The sequence below is a fragment of the Variovorax sp. ZS18.2.2 genome, assembly GCF_024701975.1.
Taxonomy (GTDB): domain Bacteria; phylum Pseudomonadota; class Gammaproteobacteria; order Burkholderiales; family Burkholderiaceae_C; genus Variovorax.
Genome location: NZ_JANLNM010000001.1, coordinates 2,040,700 through 2,056,268 on the forward strand (window position 1 = coordinate 2,040,700; position 15,569 = coordinate 2,056,268).

Here is a 15,569-nt window from a genome sequence, read left to right on the forward strand (position 1 = left end):
CGGTCCGGCGATGAGCCTTCGAGGCTTCTCCGCAGCCAGCGCCAGGCGCGAATTCGCGCTGCTGCGCACCTGCCCCTGGGACCTCGCCATGATTTCGTGGGTGCCGCTGCTCGCGGTGTTCCTGATCTGGTGGATCTTCTCGGCCGGCCTGCCCGAGCGCCTGCCGATCGGCGTGCTCGACCAGGACCGCACGGCCCTGTCGCGGCAGGTGGTGCGCTTTCTCGATGCCACGCCCGGCCTGCGTGTGACGCAGTACTACGCGGACGAAGGCGCCATGGCGCGCGCGTTGACAAGTGGTGCGGTCGATGCGGCGGTGCAGTTGCCCCGCGACCTCAATCGCGATGTGAAGCGCGGGCGCGTCGGCCAGGTCGTGCTGCTGCACAACGCGCAACTCGGCACGCATTCGAGCCTGATCCAGCGCGACGTTCGCACGGTGGTGGCCACGATCTCGGGCGGCGTCGAACTCGCGGTGCGCAACAAGCGCGGCGAATCGATGACGTCCGCGCGCGTGAGCATGGAGCCGATCAAGGCGAGCATGGTGGCGCTGTTCAACACTTCGACGGACTACGAGCAGTTCCTGGGTGCCGCGCTCATTCCAGCGCTGCTGCACATCCTCGCCATGACGGCCGGCGCGTGGGCCGTGGGGCGTGAACTGCGCGACCGCACCATTGCCGAATGGCTCGGCGCTGCGCCGCGCTGGCACGAGGCGCTGGCCGCACTGGCGGGCAAGCTTGCGCTGCCGTTCGCGAGCCTGTCGGCGGTCGGCATCGCGGCGATGCTGTGGATCACGGCCGGCCGCGGCTGGCACCCGGTCGGGTCGGTGGGCTGGACGCTGTTCGCGCTGGTGGTGTTCCTCGCGCTTTCCATTGCGCTCGGCGCATTCGTCTCTGCGCTCACGCGGTCGCTGCGCACCGCGTTGTCAGCCACGGGCTTCATCACGGCGCCCGCGTTCGCTTTCGGCGGCGTGGGCTTTCCGCTGGTCGCGATGCCGCTCCTTGCCCAGATGTGGGCGAGCCTGCTGCCCTACACGCACTACATCCGCGTGCAGATGGAACAGTTGCAGATGGGCGCGCCGCTCGCCTATTCCGTCGGTACGCCGCTGTGGATGGTGCTGGGCACGGCCGTGCTGCTGGCCGCGTCGGCCGCGGCACTGGTGCGCGCCGTCGCCGCACCCGACACCTGGGGAGGCCGCTGATGGCGCTCGATTCCACGCGCACCCGCTTCGGCGCCGCCTGGCGCGATACCGCGCTCGCGGTGCTGCGCGACAAGGGCGTGCTGCTGATCATGCTGCTCGCGCCCATCATCTATGGATTCTTCTACCCGTGGCCCTACGGCACGCAGGCCGTGACGCGGGTGCCGGTGGCGGTGGTCGACGAAGACCACAGCGGGCTGTCGCGGCAGATCGCGCGCTTTGCGATGGCCAATCCGCGGCTCGATGTGCGCATGGTCACCTCCGATGTGCACGAGGCGCAGCAGGCGCTCTGGCGCGGCGAGATCGAGGGCTACGCGCTGCTGCCGGCGGACCTCAAGCGCAACGTGATCCGCGGGCTCTCGGCGGTGGTGACGATCGAGGGCAACGGCGCGTATGCGCTGCTGAACAAGGCGGTGTTGTATGGCTTCTCGGAGGCGGTGGGTACGGTGTCGGCGGGGGTCGAGATCCGCAAGCTGCAAGCTGGCGGGCAAAGCGCGGTGCAGGCGGCGCGCAGCCGCAGTCCGCTCAACACGCAGCTTGTCGCGCTGTTCAATCCGACCGAGGGCTATGGCAGCTACGTGGTGCCGGCGGTGGCGCTGCTGATCCTGCAGCAGACGCTGCTGATGGGCGCGGCGATGCTGGCCGGCACCTGGGCCGAGGCCGGGCAATTGCGCGCGGGCATGGGGGCCTGGTTCGGGCGGCTGGGGGCGCTGTCGGCCTTCGGCTTCTTGAGCGGCCTTTTCTACTTCGGCTGGGTGTTTTTTCTGCAGGACTATCCGCGGGGCGGCAACCCGCTCGGCGCGCTGGTGCTTCTGATGTTCTATGTGCCCGCGATCTGCACGGTCGGGCTGCTGCTCGGGTGCTGGTTCCGCGACCGCGAGCGGGCATTGCAGGTGCTGCTGTTCACTGCGTTGCCGATGGCGTTTCTCTCGGGGTTCTCGTGGCCTGTCGAGGCCCTGCCCGGGCCCTTGCAGGCTTTGCGCTGGATCTTTCCGAGCACTGCGGGTATCCAGGCGTCGCTCAGGCTCAACCAGATGGGGGCGCCGCTGCACGACGTGCTGCCCTATCTCGGCGTGTTGTTGTTGCTTGCCGTGGCGGGGCTGCTGGTTCTCTGGGTGGCGGCCAGGCCGCGCCGGGCGGACCGCGAAACCGCCTAGCGCTGGCTCTCGGCCGCCACGGCGCGCACGAGGCGCGTGGCTGGTGCCACCAGTTCGCGCAGGTCGCCGGCACGCTCCTGCTCGATGGCCTGAAGCACCAGCTCGTTGATGCCGCCCACAACCGTCATCGCCATCTGGCTGCTGAGGTGCGCGGCCGGACCGTCTCCCGCGCCGCTGCTGTTGATCGCGACCTGGATGAAGTTGGCGATCTCGTCATTGACGCGGCGGCGCGCCGCGAGGCCCGGCATGCCGAGCCCCAGGATTTCGACGAAGAGCGTGCGCAGCAGCACCGGGTCCTGCGCCAGGTAGTCGAAGTACGCGGTCATCGCCTGCTCGACCTGCGCATGCCAGGGCTGCGCAGGATCGAAGGCCTCGCTCACGGCCTGCAGCGCGAGGCGGCTGGCGGTTTCGTAGAGCGCGATCAAGCATTCGGTCTTGGTGCTGAAGTGCTCGTAGAAGGTGCGGCGCGACACGGCGGCCTCGCGCACGATGTCGGCGATGGTCGTGTCGGCGTACCCCTTGGCCGCCACGGCCTGCGCCATGCCCTGCAGAAGGCGCGCATAGTGCTCGCTTTCCGTGCCCTCGGCGGACTTGGAGGCCACGGTTTTTTCGATGGTGTCGCTCATGAATGGCACATTTTCCTACGTCTCGGTACTTGACAGTACCAGCATCGACCCGCACCATGGAGGCATGCGGTACGAATCTGTACCAACCTTTCTTCCCACGATGTCCCGAGGATTGTTTTCATGACTGAACTCGTTGTCCGCCGCCTGCTGATCGACCTGCAATCGCCCTTTGCCCGCAACTGGTGCGGCGGCGATGCATTCTCGACCGCCTTCTTCAATGCCCTGTCGATGAGTTTTCCCTTCGGCGAGCAATTCTTCATCGACGCCGTGCGCGACGCAGTGGCCACGCTGCCGCCCGAGGTGCAGGAAAAGTACCGCGCCGACGTGCGCGGTTTCATCGGCCAGGAGGCCACGCACCGGCGTATCCACTCGCTCTTCAACAATCACCTGGAGAGCCAGGGGCTGGTCGATGGCTGGACGGCGCGCGCCAACAAGCGCCTGGCGATGATGGAAGAAGCCGATCCACGCCACGCGCTGGCGGTCACCGCCGCCACCGAGCACTTCACCGCGATGTTCGCCGAGTGGCTGCTGGCCCGCCCCGAGATCCTCGACGGCGCCGAACCGCGGCTGCGCACCATGTGGCTCTGGCACAGCGCCGAAGAGCTGGAGCACAAGTCCGTCGCCTTCGACATCTACAAGGCCGCCGGCGGCTCGGACGAATGGCGCAAGCGCTGGTTCCGCCGCGTGACCGTCATGTTCCTCGGCGACCTGATGCACCAGACCATCGACAACCTGCGCCACGAAAAACAGCTGTGGAAGTGGGCGACCTGGAAGAGCGCGGCGCGCATCCTGTTGAGCAAGAACGGTCTGCTGCGCGGCAACCTGGGCGGCTGGCGCAGCTACCTGCGTGCCGACTTCCATCCGGCACAGCAGGACAGCAGCCTGTCGACGCGCTGGCTCGCCGACAACCGCGCGCAGTACACACCCGTGGGTGCTGCTGCACCCGAGGCGGCTGCCGCAGCGGCTTAGAACATGCTGGCGCGGTGCGTGCCGCGGCCGCTTCCCTGCTGCTCGGGGCGCGGCGACAGGTCGTGCAGGGTGTCGAAATCCGAGGGCGCATCGGGCACCCGCATCACCACTTCGAGCTCGTGCATCGACGCGACCCAGCGGCCGGCCGCCGAATCGGCCGGCTCGTCGTTGGCGAAGGTGCCATCGCGGATGTAGAGGGTTTCGCCTTCGGAGCGCTCGGCGTGGAGCTCGACCAGCCGCGCGATCGAGAAGTTGTACGTCACGAGCTTCTCGCGCGTCTTGCGGTCCTTGCCGCCGCAGTTGAAGGAGCCTTCTGCTGCGATGACGATGCAGGAGCCTTCGACGCCGCCGTCCATGTCGATCTCGTTGCCGGAACGCCAGATGGCGTTGGGCAGGCGCACGCGCACCTTGTCGATCACCAGATCGCGCTGCTTGTTGAGCGTACCCAGGGGCGGGACCAGCGAACGCAACTGCCGCAGGCGCTCCGCGAAGTTGTCGTCCATGAGGAATTCGACGTGGTGCGTGGCGCTCCCGGACGAGCGCTTGACCACCTGCATGACGACATGGCGAGGTTTGCTCACGGCAGAACCCCTTTGCATGCGTCAAGGTCCACGTCCACGCCCGATGCCGGGCAGCCAAGGCCTTGCTGGAATTGATTTGTCATCGGCTACAGATTAGAACTTTTGGATGAATGCAATTACATGCATCAATTGTTTCTAACTGTATATCGATTAAGTCCGTTTTGGAAGGAGATCTGCGACATGTTCACGCGGGCATGTCGCCAAAACGTCGCCGCTTCGTGCTAGCCGAAAGTTAGCCCGAAGAGGCTTCCGACTGCTCCAGCGCTTCGTCGAGTGCCTTGCAGGAAGGCGCGCACACGGTTTGCGACTTGCCCAGCACCTGGCGCGTGCGCAGTTGCGAGCGCACGCGGTGCTTGCCGCACATGAAGCAGGACATGGTTGCCCCGCTGAAAGACGCCGAAGCGCGGAACGGGGAACCCGGTGTCTTGGACTTGTAGCGCAGGCCGTCCGCCACCACTGCCGTCTTCACTTCACCCTTCGCCATGCGTCTTGTCCTTGTTCGTTTTGGCACCGCCCATGGCGCGTGCAATGGCTTCCCGTGCGCTGACTTCAGCCGCAAGGGAAACGTCCAATGCCGAGCGGCAAAGCCCGGCGTGCTGATAGTGGAGGTTCTCATAAACCTCGGATGCAGCCGGATAGGCATCGAGCAGACGGCCCAGATCGGCCCCCGGCGCGACATCCTCGAACTCGTGCACCAGGTGCTCAACCACCGAGCGGTACTGCTCGGCGCCTACGGGCACGGCGCTGTGCTCCAGGCGCTCCAGCAGTTGCGCCAGCACCTGGGTCACTGCCAGATCGGTCTTGGGGGACGGATTGTGGGTGGTGTTCATGGATTGCATCTGGGGGCAGCATACGCCTATGCAAGTGGCTGGTCGTACAGGGCCGTCTCCGGCTCCCCTGCTTTCTGGGCCGCCTGCATGCGCTGGAGCAGGCTGTGGAGCATTTCGGTTGAGAGCCCATGGATCACCAGCCGGTGCCCCGCCCGCAGGGTCGACAGGGGCACCAGCGGATGCTTGTTGTTGACCAGGATCAGGTGCTCGGGCGCGTTCAGGATGGTCGCCGTGTAGATGCCGATGGTTTCGTCCAGTTGCAATGAATTGGCGGCGCGCCAGAAATCGTTGTCGGTCAGCATCAGCTGGTAGAGCGGCGTGAAAAGCTCGATGGCGCTCTGCAGGTCGAGGAAATTGAGCTTGCCGTGCGGCATGTCCTCCAGCCGCAGCCCCGGCTCCCTGATCATCGAGAAATCGGCCTTCTCCGCCTTGCACAGCGCCATGTCTTTCTCGCGCAGCGCCGTGTTCAGGCGGATCACGAAGTTGAAGAGGTTCAGGTCGTGCTTCAAGAACATCTCGTCCTTCAGCGCGTCGATGTCCGCCGGCTCCAGCGGGTTGGTGGTCACGGGCGCCGGCGAATTGCGCCCGATGAACGCCAGCACCTGCGACCCCAGGTGAAAGTGCCGCAGGATCAGCCAGTTCGCCTCGGGCGACACGAAGCGCTTGAGCCCCCACGCCAGAAAGCGGTGCAGCAGCATCGAGTGCGACCAATTGCGCGGCACGAACACCTTCACGACCTGGATCAGGATGATCGTCAACCGCGCGATCGGCCGCAAAAACGGCAGCAGGTACTGCCGCGAGCCCGAGCTCGAATCCGCCAGCCACGCCGACTTGACGTTGTCCGGCAGCGGCGTGCTCTGGTCGAGGTAGAGCGCGAGCCACGGGCTCGGGTCGCGCTCGTCGTGGGCTTGCGTGAGGAATTCAGGCGTTCGGCTCATTGGAAACCTCCGCCTTCGGCTGCGGTATTCGCCTTGGGGCGGCCCGGCGGCTCATGGGGCATCCGCTCCGTGATGTGCTGGAACTGCATCAGGTACAGCGCGGCTGTGTGGCGCGCCGTGTCGATGATCTGGCGAGCCGCGCGGGCCTGCCCTTCCACGGCCATGACCATCTCAACCGCGGCGAGCCAGCGGTTCAGGTGGTTCTCGTCGTTGTGGCCGTGGTACTCGAGAAAGCGGAATGCATCGGGCTGCAGCTTCACGCTCGCCTTGATGAGCGGCAGCAGCGCCGGCACGATGCGCTGGCCCGTGCCCTCGATGATGTAGATCGCGCCCAAGAGGCCGATTGGGTCGCGCGTGGCGGCCAGACCGTGCAGGTAGGCGTTGAGCGCCTCGCCGCCGGGGTTGCGGCGCAGGTCGTCGATCTGCGCGACCGTGCCGCCGGCCTTCCTGTAGTCGCTGAAGAGGATGTTGAAGTCGTTCTGCTCCTCGCCCGCGTGCACGTCGATCAGCGAGGCGAGCATCTGGTACGGCTTGCTCAGCGAGGCGGCGCCTTCGCGCATCCACAGGCTGCCTTCGCGCACCTGCGGCACCCATTGCTCCATCCAGTTCAGGTAGTCGGGCAAGGCGAATCGGCGCTCGCGGATCTGGCGGATCAGCGGCGTGCGCCAGACGCGGGAGCGGTAGTCGTGCCAGATGGCGGCCAGCTCGGTGAGCAAGGCGCCCAGGCCTTCTGGAGCGGCGGCCGGGTCGTGCGGGGGCGCGATGACGAGATCGTCGTCCGGCACGGCGGCGGCGCGGGGCGCCACCATCGTCACAGGCGCCGCATCGGCCGCCTCGACTTCCAGCAGCATGTACGCCGCCATGAAGCGCCCCGACTCGGGCACGTAGCAGAAGATCTGCTCGCCCGGCTTCAAGGTCTTCGTATGAAGGAACTCAGCCAGCATGACCAGGATCGACGCGGCCCCCGTGTTGCCGCGCCACGCAAGGTTGCTCCACCAGCGCTCGCGCGGAATCGAAAGATCGGCCTTGTTCATCAGGTCTTCGACCACCGGGATGAACTTCTCCGAGGAGTAATGGCACAGGAAGTGATCGACCCGCTTCGGATCGACCCAGCCGTCGCGCACCAGCCCTGCGTATTCGTGGATGCCGATGTCGAACAGGTGCGGCAGCAGGCGAATGTCCTGCCGCAGCGACAGCGCGCCGGCGGCTTCGGCTTCGGCCCAGGAGCCGAAATCGAGGTGGCCACGCGCGCGGTCTTCGGTCAGGCCCAACTGCATGCAGACGGGATAGTCCCCCGAGAACGCGCGCTGGTGCACCCATTTCAGCTTCAGGCGGAGGCCTGGTGCGCCCGCCAGTGCAGGCGTGCCATCGGACAACAGCAGCGCTCCAGCGCCATCGGACAGCATCCAGCGCAGGAAGTGCGAGTCGAAGTCGGTCTCGTAGCCGCGCGCCGCGAAGCGCGAGCGTTTGAAAAGCCGCGACGGCATCTCGCTCGCCACCGCCATCGCACTGCGGTGCGCACCCAGCTCGATGCCCTGTGCAGCCGTCTGGATCGCCGACACGCCGGCCGCGCAGATGCCGTGCACCGAATGCGTCTCCATGGGCTGCGCGGCGAGCTCGCCCTGGATCATGTTGGCGAAGCCCGGCATCAGCGTGTCGCCGCCCGAGGAGCCGCTGGCCAGCAGCGACACGCGCGACAGCTCTGCCCCGCCGCGCTGCAGGCAATCGCGGATCGCGCCTGCGGCAAGCTGCGCATTGGTGTGCTGCGTCACGCCCTCCGCATCGATGGCGTAGTGCCTCGTGAGGATGCCGTTCTCCGCGAGGATGCGCCGCTTGATGCGCTCGGACATGCGGTTGAGCGGCGCGATGTACGCGTCCATGCGGTCGTTGGGAATGGGCTCGCCCGGCATGAAATAGCCGGCGCTCTCGAGGTACACGCGTTGGAATGAAACAGGCATGGTTCAGTGAGTGAAGGAATCGGGAGGCATCAGCGAGCGGCTGCGAAAACGCGGCCACACGGTCCCCAGCACGAAGACCCGCAGCATGTAGGGAACCAGCCCGCCCTCGTTGAGCACGGGATCGACCTGCGCGCGGTAGCGCGTGTGGTGCAGGTGCGTGAGCTCGGACCAATGGGCATGCGGGTTCTCGTGATGTGCGGTGTGCAGGCCGATGTTGAACAGCAACGGGTTCACCAGCCCTTCGAAATTGCGTGCGTAGTTCAGCCTGCCCCTCGGGGTATCGCGCAACGCCTCTTCGCGAGACGGCTTCCGGCCATCGGCGTGCGCATGCTGCAGGTAGTTGGTCGCCAGCAACCAGTGCAGGCCATGCAGCTGAAGAACGATCACGAACAGCAGCGCCTTGCGCCAGTCGAGCGCCAGCAGCACGGCCCAGCTCCCGAGCCACAGCACGTACTGCGCGATGCAGTAGCGCCAGGCGCCGCGCCGATGCTGCCGCAGCCGCGCAAGCCAGCCGACGAACACCGGCACCAGCACCCACACTGCCTGGAACGGATGCAGCAGGTAGCCCCACAGGTGGTTGGTGTCGCCGCCGAAACGGTAGGTGCGTGCCACGTCTTTCGGACCGTGCCGGTAGCGATGGTGGTTGGCCACGTGCGCAGGCCAGAACACGAAGGTCGGGTGGCCCTGCAGCAGCGTGATCCAGAAATCGGTCAGCCGGTTCATGCGCCGTCCGCGCCACATGCGCAGGTGCACATGGTTGTGGTGGATCACGCCGATGCCGAGCGTGAGGAACAGCATCAGCGCATAGAGCAGCACGTTGAAACCGTTCAACCACTGCCACGCCGCCAATGCCGGCAGCGCGACCAGGTACGCAAGGCTTTGCCAATCACGCCAATGCCGCAGGCGCGGCAGGCGATGCGACACCTCAGGCGGGCGTGCCATGCTGCCGCGCCTGCTTGTCCCGAAAGGATTGGAAGTGCGGCTCGGCCGCATCCGCCGCGATGCGGGTCCTGAACAGCCTGTCCATGAAGGTGAACTGGAAGCCGTAGTTGCCGTTGTGGCAGGCGTGATGCAGATGGTGCCGGCGGCTCGCGGCGAACCAGTGGCTGTACGACACCCCGGTGAAAAAGTCGTAGTTCGAATGCCCGACGCAGTTGAAGAAGAGGCTGAACACCGGCACGGCCGCGAGCGACCAGAAGCTGAAGTCGTGCACCACCATCGGCAGCAGGATCACGTTGCCGAGCATCAGCGCCTCGATCGGGTGGAAGCTGTAGGTGGCCCACGGCGTCGTCACGAACGAGCGATGGTGCGGCCCGTGAAAGCGGCGCAACAGGCGCGTGTGCAAGAGGCGATGGTTGATCCAGAAATGCACGTCGTTCCACACCGCCAGCACGAGGATCTCGACAGTGATCTGCCGCCATCCCGCATCGGGATCGAGCCGCGCCCAGCCCAGCTGCAGCAAGCCCCAGGGAAACACCATGCCCAGCCCGAAGATCAGCACCGAGATGCCCGACTGCCCCAGCTCCCGCCGCATCTGCCCCGGCTGCAGCGGCCGCGGATCGAGCATCCGCCCGATGCCCAGCGCCGGCAGCACCCGCTGGGTCAGCAGCCAGGTGATGGCGCCGAACCCCAGATAGATGCTGCCGAAAAAAAGCACGCCCCACAGCATGACCTGCAGGGCGGGCAACGAGGTGAAGGTCTGCGCCATCCCCCGAGGCTACAACAGCATCTCGGGAACGATGGGGGCGATGAGCATGTTGTAGAAGCGCTGGAAAAAGCCCGACTCGGGCTCGGAGGTCAGGATCACTTCTTTCTCGCCATCGTTGGTGAGCCACTGCAGCGTGCCGGTGTCCTTGGCCAGCCGCAGCCGGTAAGAGTTCTGCAGCTTGCTGATGTTGATGATGCGCAGCATCTCGCGCGCCAGTTGCGGGCTGTCGACCACCAGCCCCATCTCGGTGTTCTGGCTGGCCGAGCGCGGGTCCAGATTCATCGAGCCGATGAAGATGCGCGTCTTGTCGATGGCGGCGGTCTTGGCGTGCAGCCGGCCGAGCGACTTGCCGAACATGCCGAAGCGCTCGCCCTTGCTGGTGCGCTGCGGGCTCAGCTCGTACAGGTCGGCGCCGCTTTGCAGCAGCCGCTCGCGGTAGCGCGCGTAGCCGGTGTGCACCAGCGGTTCGTCGTTGGCGGCCAGCGAGTTGGTCAGCAGCGTGAGCTTGACCTTGCGCTTGGCGAGGTCGTCGAAAGCCGCCATGCCGCGCTCACCCGGCACGAGATACGGCGAGGTCAGGTCGACCTCGGTCTTGGCGTCCATGAGGAGCCCCCAGACCTTCATCGTCACGCTGGTGGAGATGGCCTCCTCGGCCGTCATCGTCGCGGGCTTGGTCGGCGGGTCGGCAATCGCGCGCGCCTCGCCCCACAGAAGGCCCATGCGGCCGCCATCGAGTTCTTCGGCGATCGGGCCATAGCCGAGGATGTCGGACGGCGGCAGCACGATCTTCGGCGGCGGCGCTGCCATGCCGATCCAGTCGTCGAACTCAGCGCTCCCGGGCATGCGGCCGCTCTCACCTTTCACGATGTCGGCGATGGGCCAGACCTGCACGCTGTTCCAGTAGGCATCGAAAATGGATTCGAGCTGCGGCACCACCTTGCCGACCACCAGCGCATCCATGTCGATGAAGTTCTGGGCCTCGCTCAGCACGAAATACTCGTCGGCGATGTTGCGCCCGCCCACCACCGCCATCACGCCGTCGGCGATGAAGAGCTTGTTGTGCATGCGGTGGTTGAGCCGGACGATCTCGTGCGGAGAGGCTGCAAAGCGCGACAGAAAGCCGTTGCGACCGCAACAGAACGGGTTGTAGAGCCGCACCTGCACATTGGGCGTTTCCGACAACGCCAACAGCAACTGCTGGCTGTTGACGGTGTAGAGATCGTCCACCAGCAATCGCACCTTCACGCCGCGCGCCGCCGCTTCGCGCAAGGTGCGCAGCAGCAGGCGTCCGGTGGCGTCGTTTTCGATGTGGTAGTACTGCACCACCAGCGATTGCTGGGCCCGTTGCGCAAGCTGGATGCGGGCATCGAGCGAGTACACGCCGAGCGGCATCAGCCGGAAACCCGAATGCTCCTCCGGCGGCGTGGAGGCGGCCGCGATCTTCGCGAGCCGGGTCGACGGGTCGGCCGAGGCGGCGTGCTCGGCGGGTCGATCTTTCGCTGGCGGCAGCGAGCCACAGGCAGCGAGCACTGCCAGCAGAAAGCCCGTGAACGCCATGCGCAGAAGTCGATCCCAGCCATTCATGATGATGATTTCCGTCTTTCGTTTTTCAGTCACTGCCATGAATACGCTGGCCGGGGTGCGTCAGTTTCATTTCGCTCCTCCGAAAGGCACGCCGTCCTAGAATTCGACTCACACCTGACCGGAGTTGCACCATGGCCCGACCGATCCTCTCACGCATCGCCCTGATGACGGTCATTGCCGCCCTGGCGCACCCCGCCTGGGCGGCACTGGACATCGGCGACCCGGTGCCCAAGTTCACCGCCAACGCCGCGCTGGGCGGCAAGACCTTCCGCTACTCGCTGGCCGACGCGCTGGCCAAGGGGCCTGTGGTGTTGTACTTCTTTCCAGCGGCCGACTCCAACGATTGCTCGATCGAAGCCCACGCCTTCGCCGAGGCCGTCGACCAGTTCGCGGCGTTGGGCGCCACCGTGATCGGCGTCTCGGCGGACGACATCGACACCCTGTCGAAATTCTCGGTCAAGTCCTGCCAGAGCCGGTTTCCGGTGGCATCGGACGAAGCCAAGACCGTGATCAACGGCTTCGACGCGCTGATGCAGACCCGCCCGGATTTCGCCAACCGGCTGTCGTACGTGATCTCGCCGGACGGCAAGGTGGCCTACTACTACCAGAACCTGAATCCGGACAAGCATGTGGAGCGCATGCTGAATGCGGTGCGGGCGCTGCCGAAGGCCACCGCGGCGAAGTGAGCAAAGGGGCCGGCCCCGGTCCTATCTGACCCGGACGCCCTCGTTCCAGCCCTTCTCCAGCGGGTTCAGCACCAGCTGGATCAGCCGGCGTCTGTCGGTCTGGATGTCCGCCTGAAGGCTCATGCCCGATTGCAGCGGCTGCGGGTGCCCCTTGACCCAGATGCTGGCGTCAGGCCCGGCAAGGGCGATCTGCACGCGGTAGGCCAGGCCATTCGTCCGCTGGTCCGAATTGCTGCTGTCGAAGTTGCGGTTGCTCGAAGCGGCCTGGCCCGTGCCCGTCTGCTTGTCGAGCGCCTGCGGGTTCTGGAACTCGGCGTCCGCGCTGATCCATTTCACCGTGCCGGCCACGGCACCGTATTGCGTGAAGGGAAAACTGTCGAGCTTGACCTCGACGATCTGGCCGACTCTGACGTAGCCAATGTCGTTGTTGCTGAGCAAGACCTCGGCAATCAATGGCGTGTTTTCGGGAACGATGGTCAGGAGCGGTTGATTGGCGGCCACCGCGCTCCCCAGCGTCGTGACCCCGAGGCTCTGGACCACGCCTGAAACCGGCGCGCGCAAGGTCTTCAGCCCGTTGAGCTGCTGGGCCTTCTCGAACTCGGCCTGGAGGCTTGCGCCCTCGCGGCTGGCCTGCTCGACCTCGGCAAGAATCTGCACCTTGCGCTCCTGCTCCACGGCAGCCTGCCGGAAGCGTGCCTCTTGAAGCCCCGCGGCAAGCTGGGCCAGTGTCTGGCTCTGCGCCGCCAGGTCATGCTCCAGGCCGACCACTTCCTGCTCCTGCTTGAGGCGCTCGCCTTCACTGAAGAAGCCCTCCTTGACCAGCGCCAGACTCTGTTGATAACGCTTGGTCGCCAGTCCGAGGTTCAGGCGCAGCTTCGTGTGTGTCGACTCGGCGGCCTTGAGGGCCTTCGTCTTTTCATCGACCGATGCCCTGGCTTCCGCGAGCTTGGCCTCGAAGGCCGCTTCGCGGGCCTGGATCGTCGCCATCTGGTCGGGTGTCAGCGCCGGCGCGGTGCGCACCGTGCCGGCACCGCTCGCTTGCGCTGACATGGGCAGATGCTGCCCCCTCATCTCCACCATCAGCCGCGCCATCTGCTGCTGGTTCTGCTGCAGCCGCTGCTGGCTGCTGGACAGATCGGCCTGGGACAACGTCGGATCGAGTTCGATCAGGAGGTCGCCTTCCTTGACGCGCTGGCCTTCGCGCACGTGAATGGCTCGCACGAGGGCCGGCTCTATCGTCTGCAGGACCTTCACCCGGCCGTCGGGAATCAGCCGGCCGGGCGCCGTCGCCACGATCTCGATCTCGCCGATGCACGCCCAGGCAATGGCGCCCAACAACAGCACCGCCAGCGCCCACATCAGGCCACTGGCAAACGGCGCCGGAGGTGTTTCCTCGATGGCGAGCGCCGGGCTGTGAAACGCCCTCTCCTTCGGGGACAGCACGGTATTCATGCCTCCGTCTCCGCGGGGTTGCCGCGTCGCTCGGCATGATGCGTTGCAGGGTTCTTGCGAGGGCCACCCCCCGGCTCGTGCTGCTGCATGGCCCAGAGCCTTGCGAACTCGCCTTGCTGCGCAATGAGCTCCTGCAACCCGCCCTGCTCCACCACCTTGCCGCTGTCGAGCACGACGATGCGGCTGCAATGGCGCAGCGTGGAAAGACGGTGGGCAATCATGATGACCGTGCGGCCGCGGCAGATCTGCGCCATGTTGGCCTGGATGGCCTGCTCGCTCTCGACATCCAGCGCGCTGGTGGCTTCGTCCAGGATCAGGATGCGCGGGTCTCCCGTCAGTGCGCGGGCGATCGCGATGCGCTGACGCTGCCCGCCGGAAAGAAGGGCACCGCGTTCGCCCACTGGCGTCTGGTAGCCCTGCGGCAAGGCCGTGATGAACTCGTGCGCCCCCGCCTGCTGCGCCGCAAAAATGATGCGGTCGAAAGACATCCCCGGATGGGCGACCGAAATGTTTTCCGCGATCGTCCCGCTGAAAAGAAAACTGTCCTGCAGCACAACACCGATCTGCCGGCGCAGTTGCTGGGGATCGGCATGCGCGATGTCGTGGCCGTCGACCAGCACACGCCCCGCCTCCATGCCGTACAGCCGCTGGATGAGCTTGGTGAGCGTCGACTTGCCACAGCCGGAACGCCCCACAATGCCCACCACTTCACCCGGCTCCAGCAGAAGACTCACGTCGTTCAGCACGAGCGGCGTTTCCGACTGGTAGCGGAAATGGATCGATTGCAACTCGACACGGCCCTTCAGCGGCGGCATGGCCTGGACGCCCGTGTTGGTGGGCTCCGGCTGTGCATTCATGAGGTCGCCCATGCGGTCGACCGACAGCTTGACCTGCTGGAAGTTCTGCCAGAGCCCCACCAGGCGGGACACGGGCTGCAGCACCTGACCGGCCAGCATCTGGAACGCGATGAGCCCGCCGACAGTGAGATCGTTGTTCATCACCAGCGTGGTGCCTACCCAGAGCACCGCCAGCGTCAGCATCCGCTGCACCGCCTGCGAGATGCTCTGCGCCGCATTGCCCAGCTTGCTGACATCGAACCCCGCCGCCACTTGCCGGGCAGCGAGCAGGTCCCACTTGCGCTGCCACATGGGTGCCAGCGCCAGGCTCTTGAGCGTGTGGATGCCCTGGATGCTCTCGACCATGAAGCTGCCGGCCTCGGCGCTGCGATCGAATTTCGTCTGCAGCGCCCTTGCGAAAATCGGCTGGGCCACGAGCGTGACCAGGGCAAGGATCGGCAAGCCGATGAGCGTGACGATGGTCAACTTGATGCTGTAGAGCAGCATCACCGCAATGAAGATGCCGATGAAGAGCCCGTCGACCAATGTCGTCAGCGCGCCGCCCGTGAAGAAGCTGCGGATGTTTTCGAGCTCGCGCGTGCGAGCCAGGGTGTCGCCGGCCTGGCGCTGCTCGAAATAGCGAATGGGCAGGCTGAGTAGGTGGCGAAAGAGATCGCTCGACAGGCCGGCATCGAGGCGTGCGGACGTGTGGGCAAGCATGTACCCGCGCAGCGTGTTGGTCACGGCCTCGAAGACGATCAGGCCCGCCATGCCGATGCCCAGGACATGCAGGGTCGACAGGCTCTTGTGCATCAGGACCTTGTCGATGATGACCTGGCTGAACAGGGGCGTCGTCAACGCGACCAGCTGGAGCAGGAAGGCTCCGAGCAACACCTGACCCAGCGGCTTGCGGTAGCGCCACAGCACCGGAACGAACCATCCGAGACCAAAGCGCCGGGTGGGCGCGCCGCTGCCCGTACCCAGTTGCAAGGGCTGGCGAAAACGGATGACGGGGAGAACACCGTTTTCCCCGTGGCTTTGGACCAAGTCCG

15 protein-coding genes are annotated in these 15,569 nt (G+C 65.9%); 4 read left to right on the plus strand and 11 right to left on the minus strand.

Annotated features, from left to right (window positions below):
• The first annotated feature begins 10 nt into the window (after window positions 1–10).
• Both NU688_RS09570 and NU688_RS09575 read left to right on the plus strand, forming a co-directional pair.
• Window positions 11–1,195: an ABC transporter permease gene (locus NU688_RS09570; RefSeq protein ID WP_257860301.1), complete on the plus strand. Its 1,185-nt coding sequence runs from the start codon at window positions 11–13 to the stop codon at window positions 1,193–1,195.
• A complete protein-coding gene (locus NU688_RS09575; RefSeq protein WP_257860302.1) occupies window positions 1,195–2,349 on the plus strand; it encodes an ABC transporter permease in 1,155 nt (384 codons plus the stop codon). Before NU688_RS09570 ends, NU688_RS09575 begins: the two co-directional genes overlap by 1 nt.
• Here the strand turns inward: NU688_RS09575 and NU688_RS09580 are convergent.
• Complete coding sequence (locus NU688_RS09580; protein WP_257860303.1) at window positions 2,346–2,975, minus strand: TetR/AcrR family transcriptional regulator; 630 nt, start codon at window positions 2,973–2,975, stop codon at window positions 2,346–2,348. The genes NU688_RS09575 and NU688_RS09580 overlap by 4 nt on opposite strands.
• A 120-nt stretch (window positions 2,976–3,095) precedes the next feature.
• Here NU688_RS09580 and NU688_RS09585 point away from each other — a divergent pair, with 120 nt between their 5' ends.
• Window positions 3,096–3,944 carry a metal-dependent hydrolase gene (locus NU688_RS09585; RefSeq protein WP_257860304.1) on the plus strand — a complete coding sequence of 283 codons (849 nt, stop codon included), beginning with the start codon at window positions 3,096–3,098 and terminating at the stop codon, window positions 3,942–3,944.
• Here the strand turns inward: NU688_RS09585 and NU688_RS09590 are convergent.
• From NU688_RS09590 to NU688_RS09625, 8 genes are all read right to left on the minus strand, one after another.
• Complete coding sequence (locus NU688_RS09590; RefSeq protein ID WP_257860306.1) at window positions 3,941–4,525, minus strand: hypothetical protein; 585 nt, start codon at window positions 4,523–4,525, stop codon at window positions 3,941–3,943. The genes NU688_RS09585 and NU688_RS09590 overlap by 4 nt on opposite strands.
• A gap of 232 nt (window positions 4,526–4,757) precedes the next feature.
• The gene (locus NU688_RS09595; RefSeq protein WP_206173785.1) at window positions 4,758–5,009 is read right to left on the minus strand and encodes a hypothetical protein; all 252 of its coding nucleotides are present in this window, start codon (window positions 5,007–5,009) and stop codon (window positions 4,758–4,760) included.
• Complete coding sequence (locus NU688_RS09600) at window positions 4,996–5,364, minus strand: hypothetical protein (protein WP_257860307.1); 369 nt, start codon at window positions 5,362–5,364, stop codon at window positions 4,996–4,998. The genes NU688_RS09595 and NU688_RS09600 overlap by 14 nt, the downstream gene beginning before the upstream one ends.
• A 17-nt stretch (window positions 5,365–5,381) precedes the next feature.
• Window positions 5,382–6,293 (minus strand): hypothetical protein, encoded by a 912-nt coding sequence (locus NU688_RS09605; RefSeq protein ID WP_257860308.1) that lies wholly within the window; start codon window positions 6,291–6,293, stop codon window positions 5,382–5,384.
• Window positions 6,290–8,251, minus strand: a complete 1,962-nt coding sequence (locus tag NU688_RS09610) for an iron-containing redox enzyme family protein (RefSeq protein WP_257860309.1) — start codon at window positions 8,249–8,251, stop codon at window positions 6,290–6,292. Before NU688_RS09610 ends, NU688_RS09605 begins: the two co-directional genes overlap by 4 nt.
• 3 nt (window positions 8,252–8,254) lie before the next feature.
• The gene (locus tag NU688_RS09615; RefSeq protein ID WP_257860310.1) at window positions 8,255–9,193 is read right to left on the minus strand and encodes a fatty acid desaturase; all 939 of its coding nucleotides are present in this window, start codon (window positions 9,191–9,193) and stop codon (window positions 8,255–8,257) included.
• Window positions 9,177–9,959, minus strand: coding sequence for a sterol desaturase family protein (locus tag NU688_RS09620; RefSeq protein ID WP_257860311.1), 783 nt, complete (start codon window positions 9,957–9,959; stop codon window positions 9,177–9,179). The genes NU688_RS09615 and NU688_RS09620 overlap by 17 nt, the downstream gene beginning before the upstream one ends.
• Window positions 9,960–9,968: 9 nt before the next feature.
• Window positions 9,969–11,543: a phospholipase D family protein gene (locus NU688_RS09625; RefSeq protein WP_257860312.1), complete on the minus strand. Its 1,575-nt coding sequence runs from the start codon at window positions 11,541–11,543 to the stop codon at window positions 9,969–9,971.
• Between the two features lie 131 nt (window positions 11,544–11,674).
• Between NU688_RS09625 and NU688_RS09630 the strand changes: the two genes are divergently transcribed.
• The gene (locus NU688_RS09630; RefSeq protein WP_257860313.1) at window positions 11,675–12,229 is read left to right on the plus strand and encodes a peroxiredoxin; all 555 of its coding nucleotides are present in this window, start codon (window positions 11,675–11,677) and stop codon (window positions 12,227–12,229) included.
• Between the two features lie 21 nt (window positions 12,230–12,250).
• Here NU688_RS09630 and NU688_RS09635 read toward each other — a convergent pair whose 3' ends face one another.
• Window positions 12,251–13,681: an HlyD family type I secretion periplasmic adaptor subunit gene (locus NU688_RS09635; protein ID WP_257860314.1), complete on the minus strand. Its 1,431-nt coding sequence runs from the start codon at window positions 13,679–13,681 to the stop codon at window positions 12,251–12,253.
• Window positions 13,678–15,507 (minus strand): peptidase domain-containing ABC transporter, encoded by a 1,830-nt coding sequence (locus NU688_RS09640; RefSeq protein WP_257860315.1) that lies wholly within the window; start codon window positions 15,505–15,507, stop codon window positions 13,678–13,680. Before NU688_RS09640 ends, NU688_RS09635 begins: the two co-directional genes overlap by 4 nt.
• Window positions 15,508–15,569: the final 62 nt, after the last annotated feature.

What these genes read in the sequence shown, in the direction of transcription:
- NU688_RS09570 (WP_257860301.1), top strand. Translation starts at nt 11, where the DNA reads ATGAGCCTTCGAGGCTTCTCCGCAGCCAGCGCCAGGCGCGAATTCGCG.
- NU688_RS09575 (WP_257860302.1), top strand. Translation starts at nt 1,195, where the DNA reads ATGGCGCTCGATTCCACGCGCACCCGCTTCGGCGCCGCCTGGCGCGAT.
- NU688_RS09580 (WP_257860303.1), bottom strand. Translation starts at nt 2,975, where the DNA reads ATGAGCGACACCATCGAAAAAACCGTGGCCTCCAAGTCCGCCGAGGGC.
- NU688_RS09585 (WP_257860304.1), top strand. Translation starts at nt 3,096, where the DNA reads ATGACTGAACTCGTTGTCCGCCGCCTGCTGATCGACCTGCAATCGCCC.
- NU688_RS09595 (WP_206173785.1), bottom strand. Translation starts at nt 5,009, where the DNA reads ATGGCGAAGGGTGAAGTGAAGACGGCAGTGGTGGCGGACGGCCTGCGC.
- NU688_RS09600 (WP_257860307.1), bottom strand. Translation starts at nt 5,364, where the DNA reads ATGCAATCCATGAACACCACCCACAATCCGTCCCCCAAGACCGATCTG.
- NU688_RS09605 (WP_257860308.1), bottom strand. Translation starts at nt 6,293, where the DNA reads ATGAGCCGAACGCCTGAATTCCTCACGCAAGCCCACGACGAGCGCGAC.
- NU688_RS09610 (WP_257860309.1), bottom strand. Translation starts at nt 8,251, where the DNA reads ATGCCTGTTTCATTCCAACGCGTGTACCTCGAGAGCGCCGGCTATTTC.
- NU688_RS09615 (WP_257860310.1), bottom strand. Translation starts at nt 9,193, where the DNA reads ATGGCACGCCCGCCTGAGGTGTCGCATCGCCTGCCGCGCCTGCGGCAT.
- NU688_RS09620 (WP_257860311.1), bottom strand. Translation starts at nt 9,959, where the DNA reads ATGGCGCAGACCTTCACCTCGTTGCCCGCCCTGCAGGTCATGCTGTGG.
- NU688_RS09625 (WP_257860312.1), bottom strand. Translation starts at nt 11,543, where the DNA reads ATGAATGGCTGGGATCGACTTCTGCGCATGGCGTTCACGGGCTTTCTG.
- NU688_RS09630 (WP_257860313.1), top strand. Translation starts at nt 11,675, where the DNA reads ATGGCCCGACCGATCCTCTCACGCATCGCCCTGATGACGGTCATTGCC.
- NU688_RS09635 (WP_257860314.1), bottom strand. Translation starts at nt 13,681, where the DNA reads ATGAATACCGTGCTGTCCCCGAAGGAGAGGGCGTTTCACAGCCCGGCG.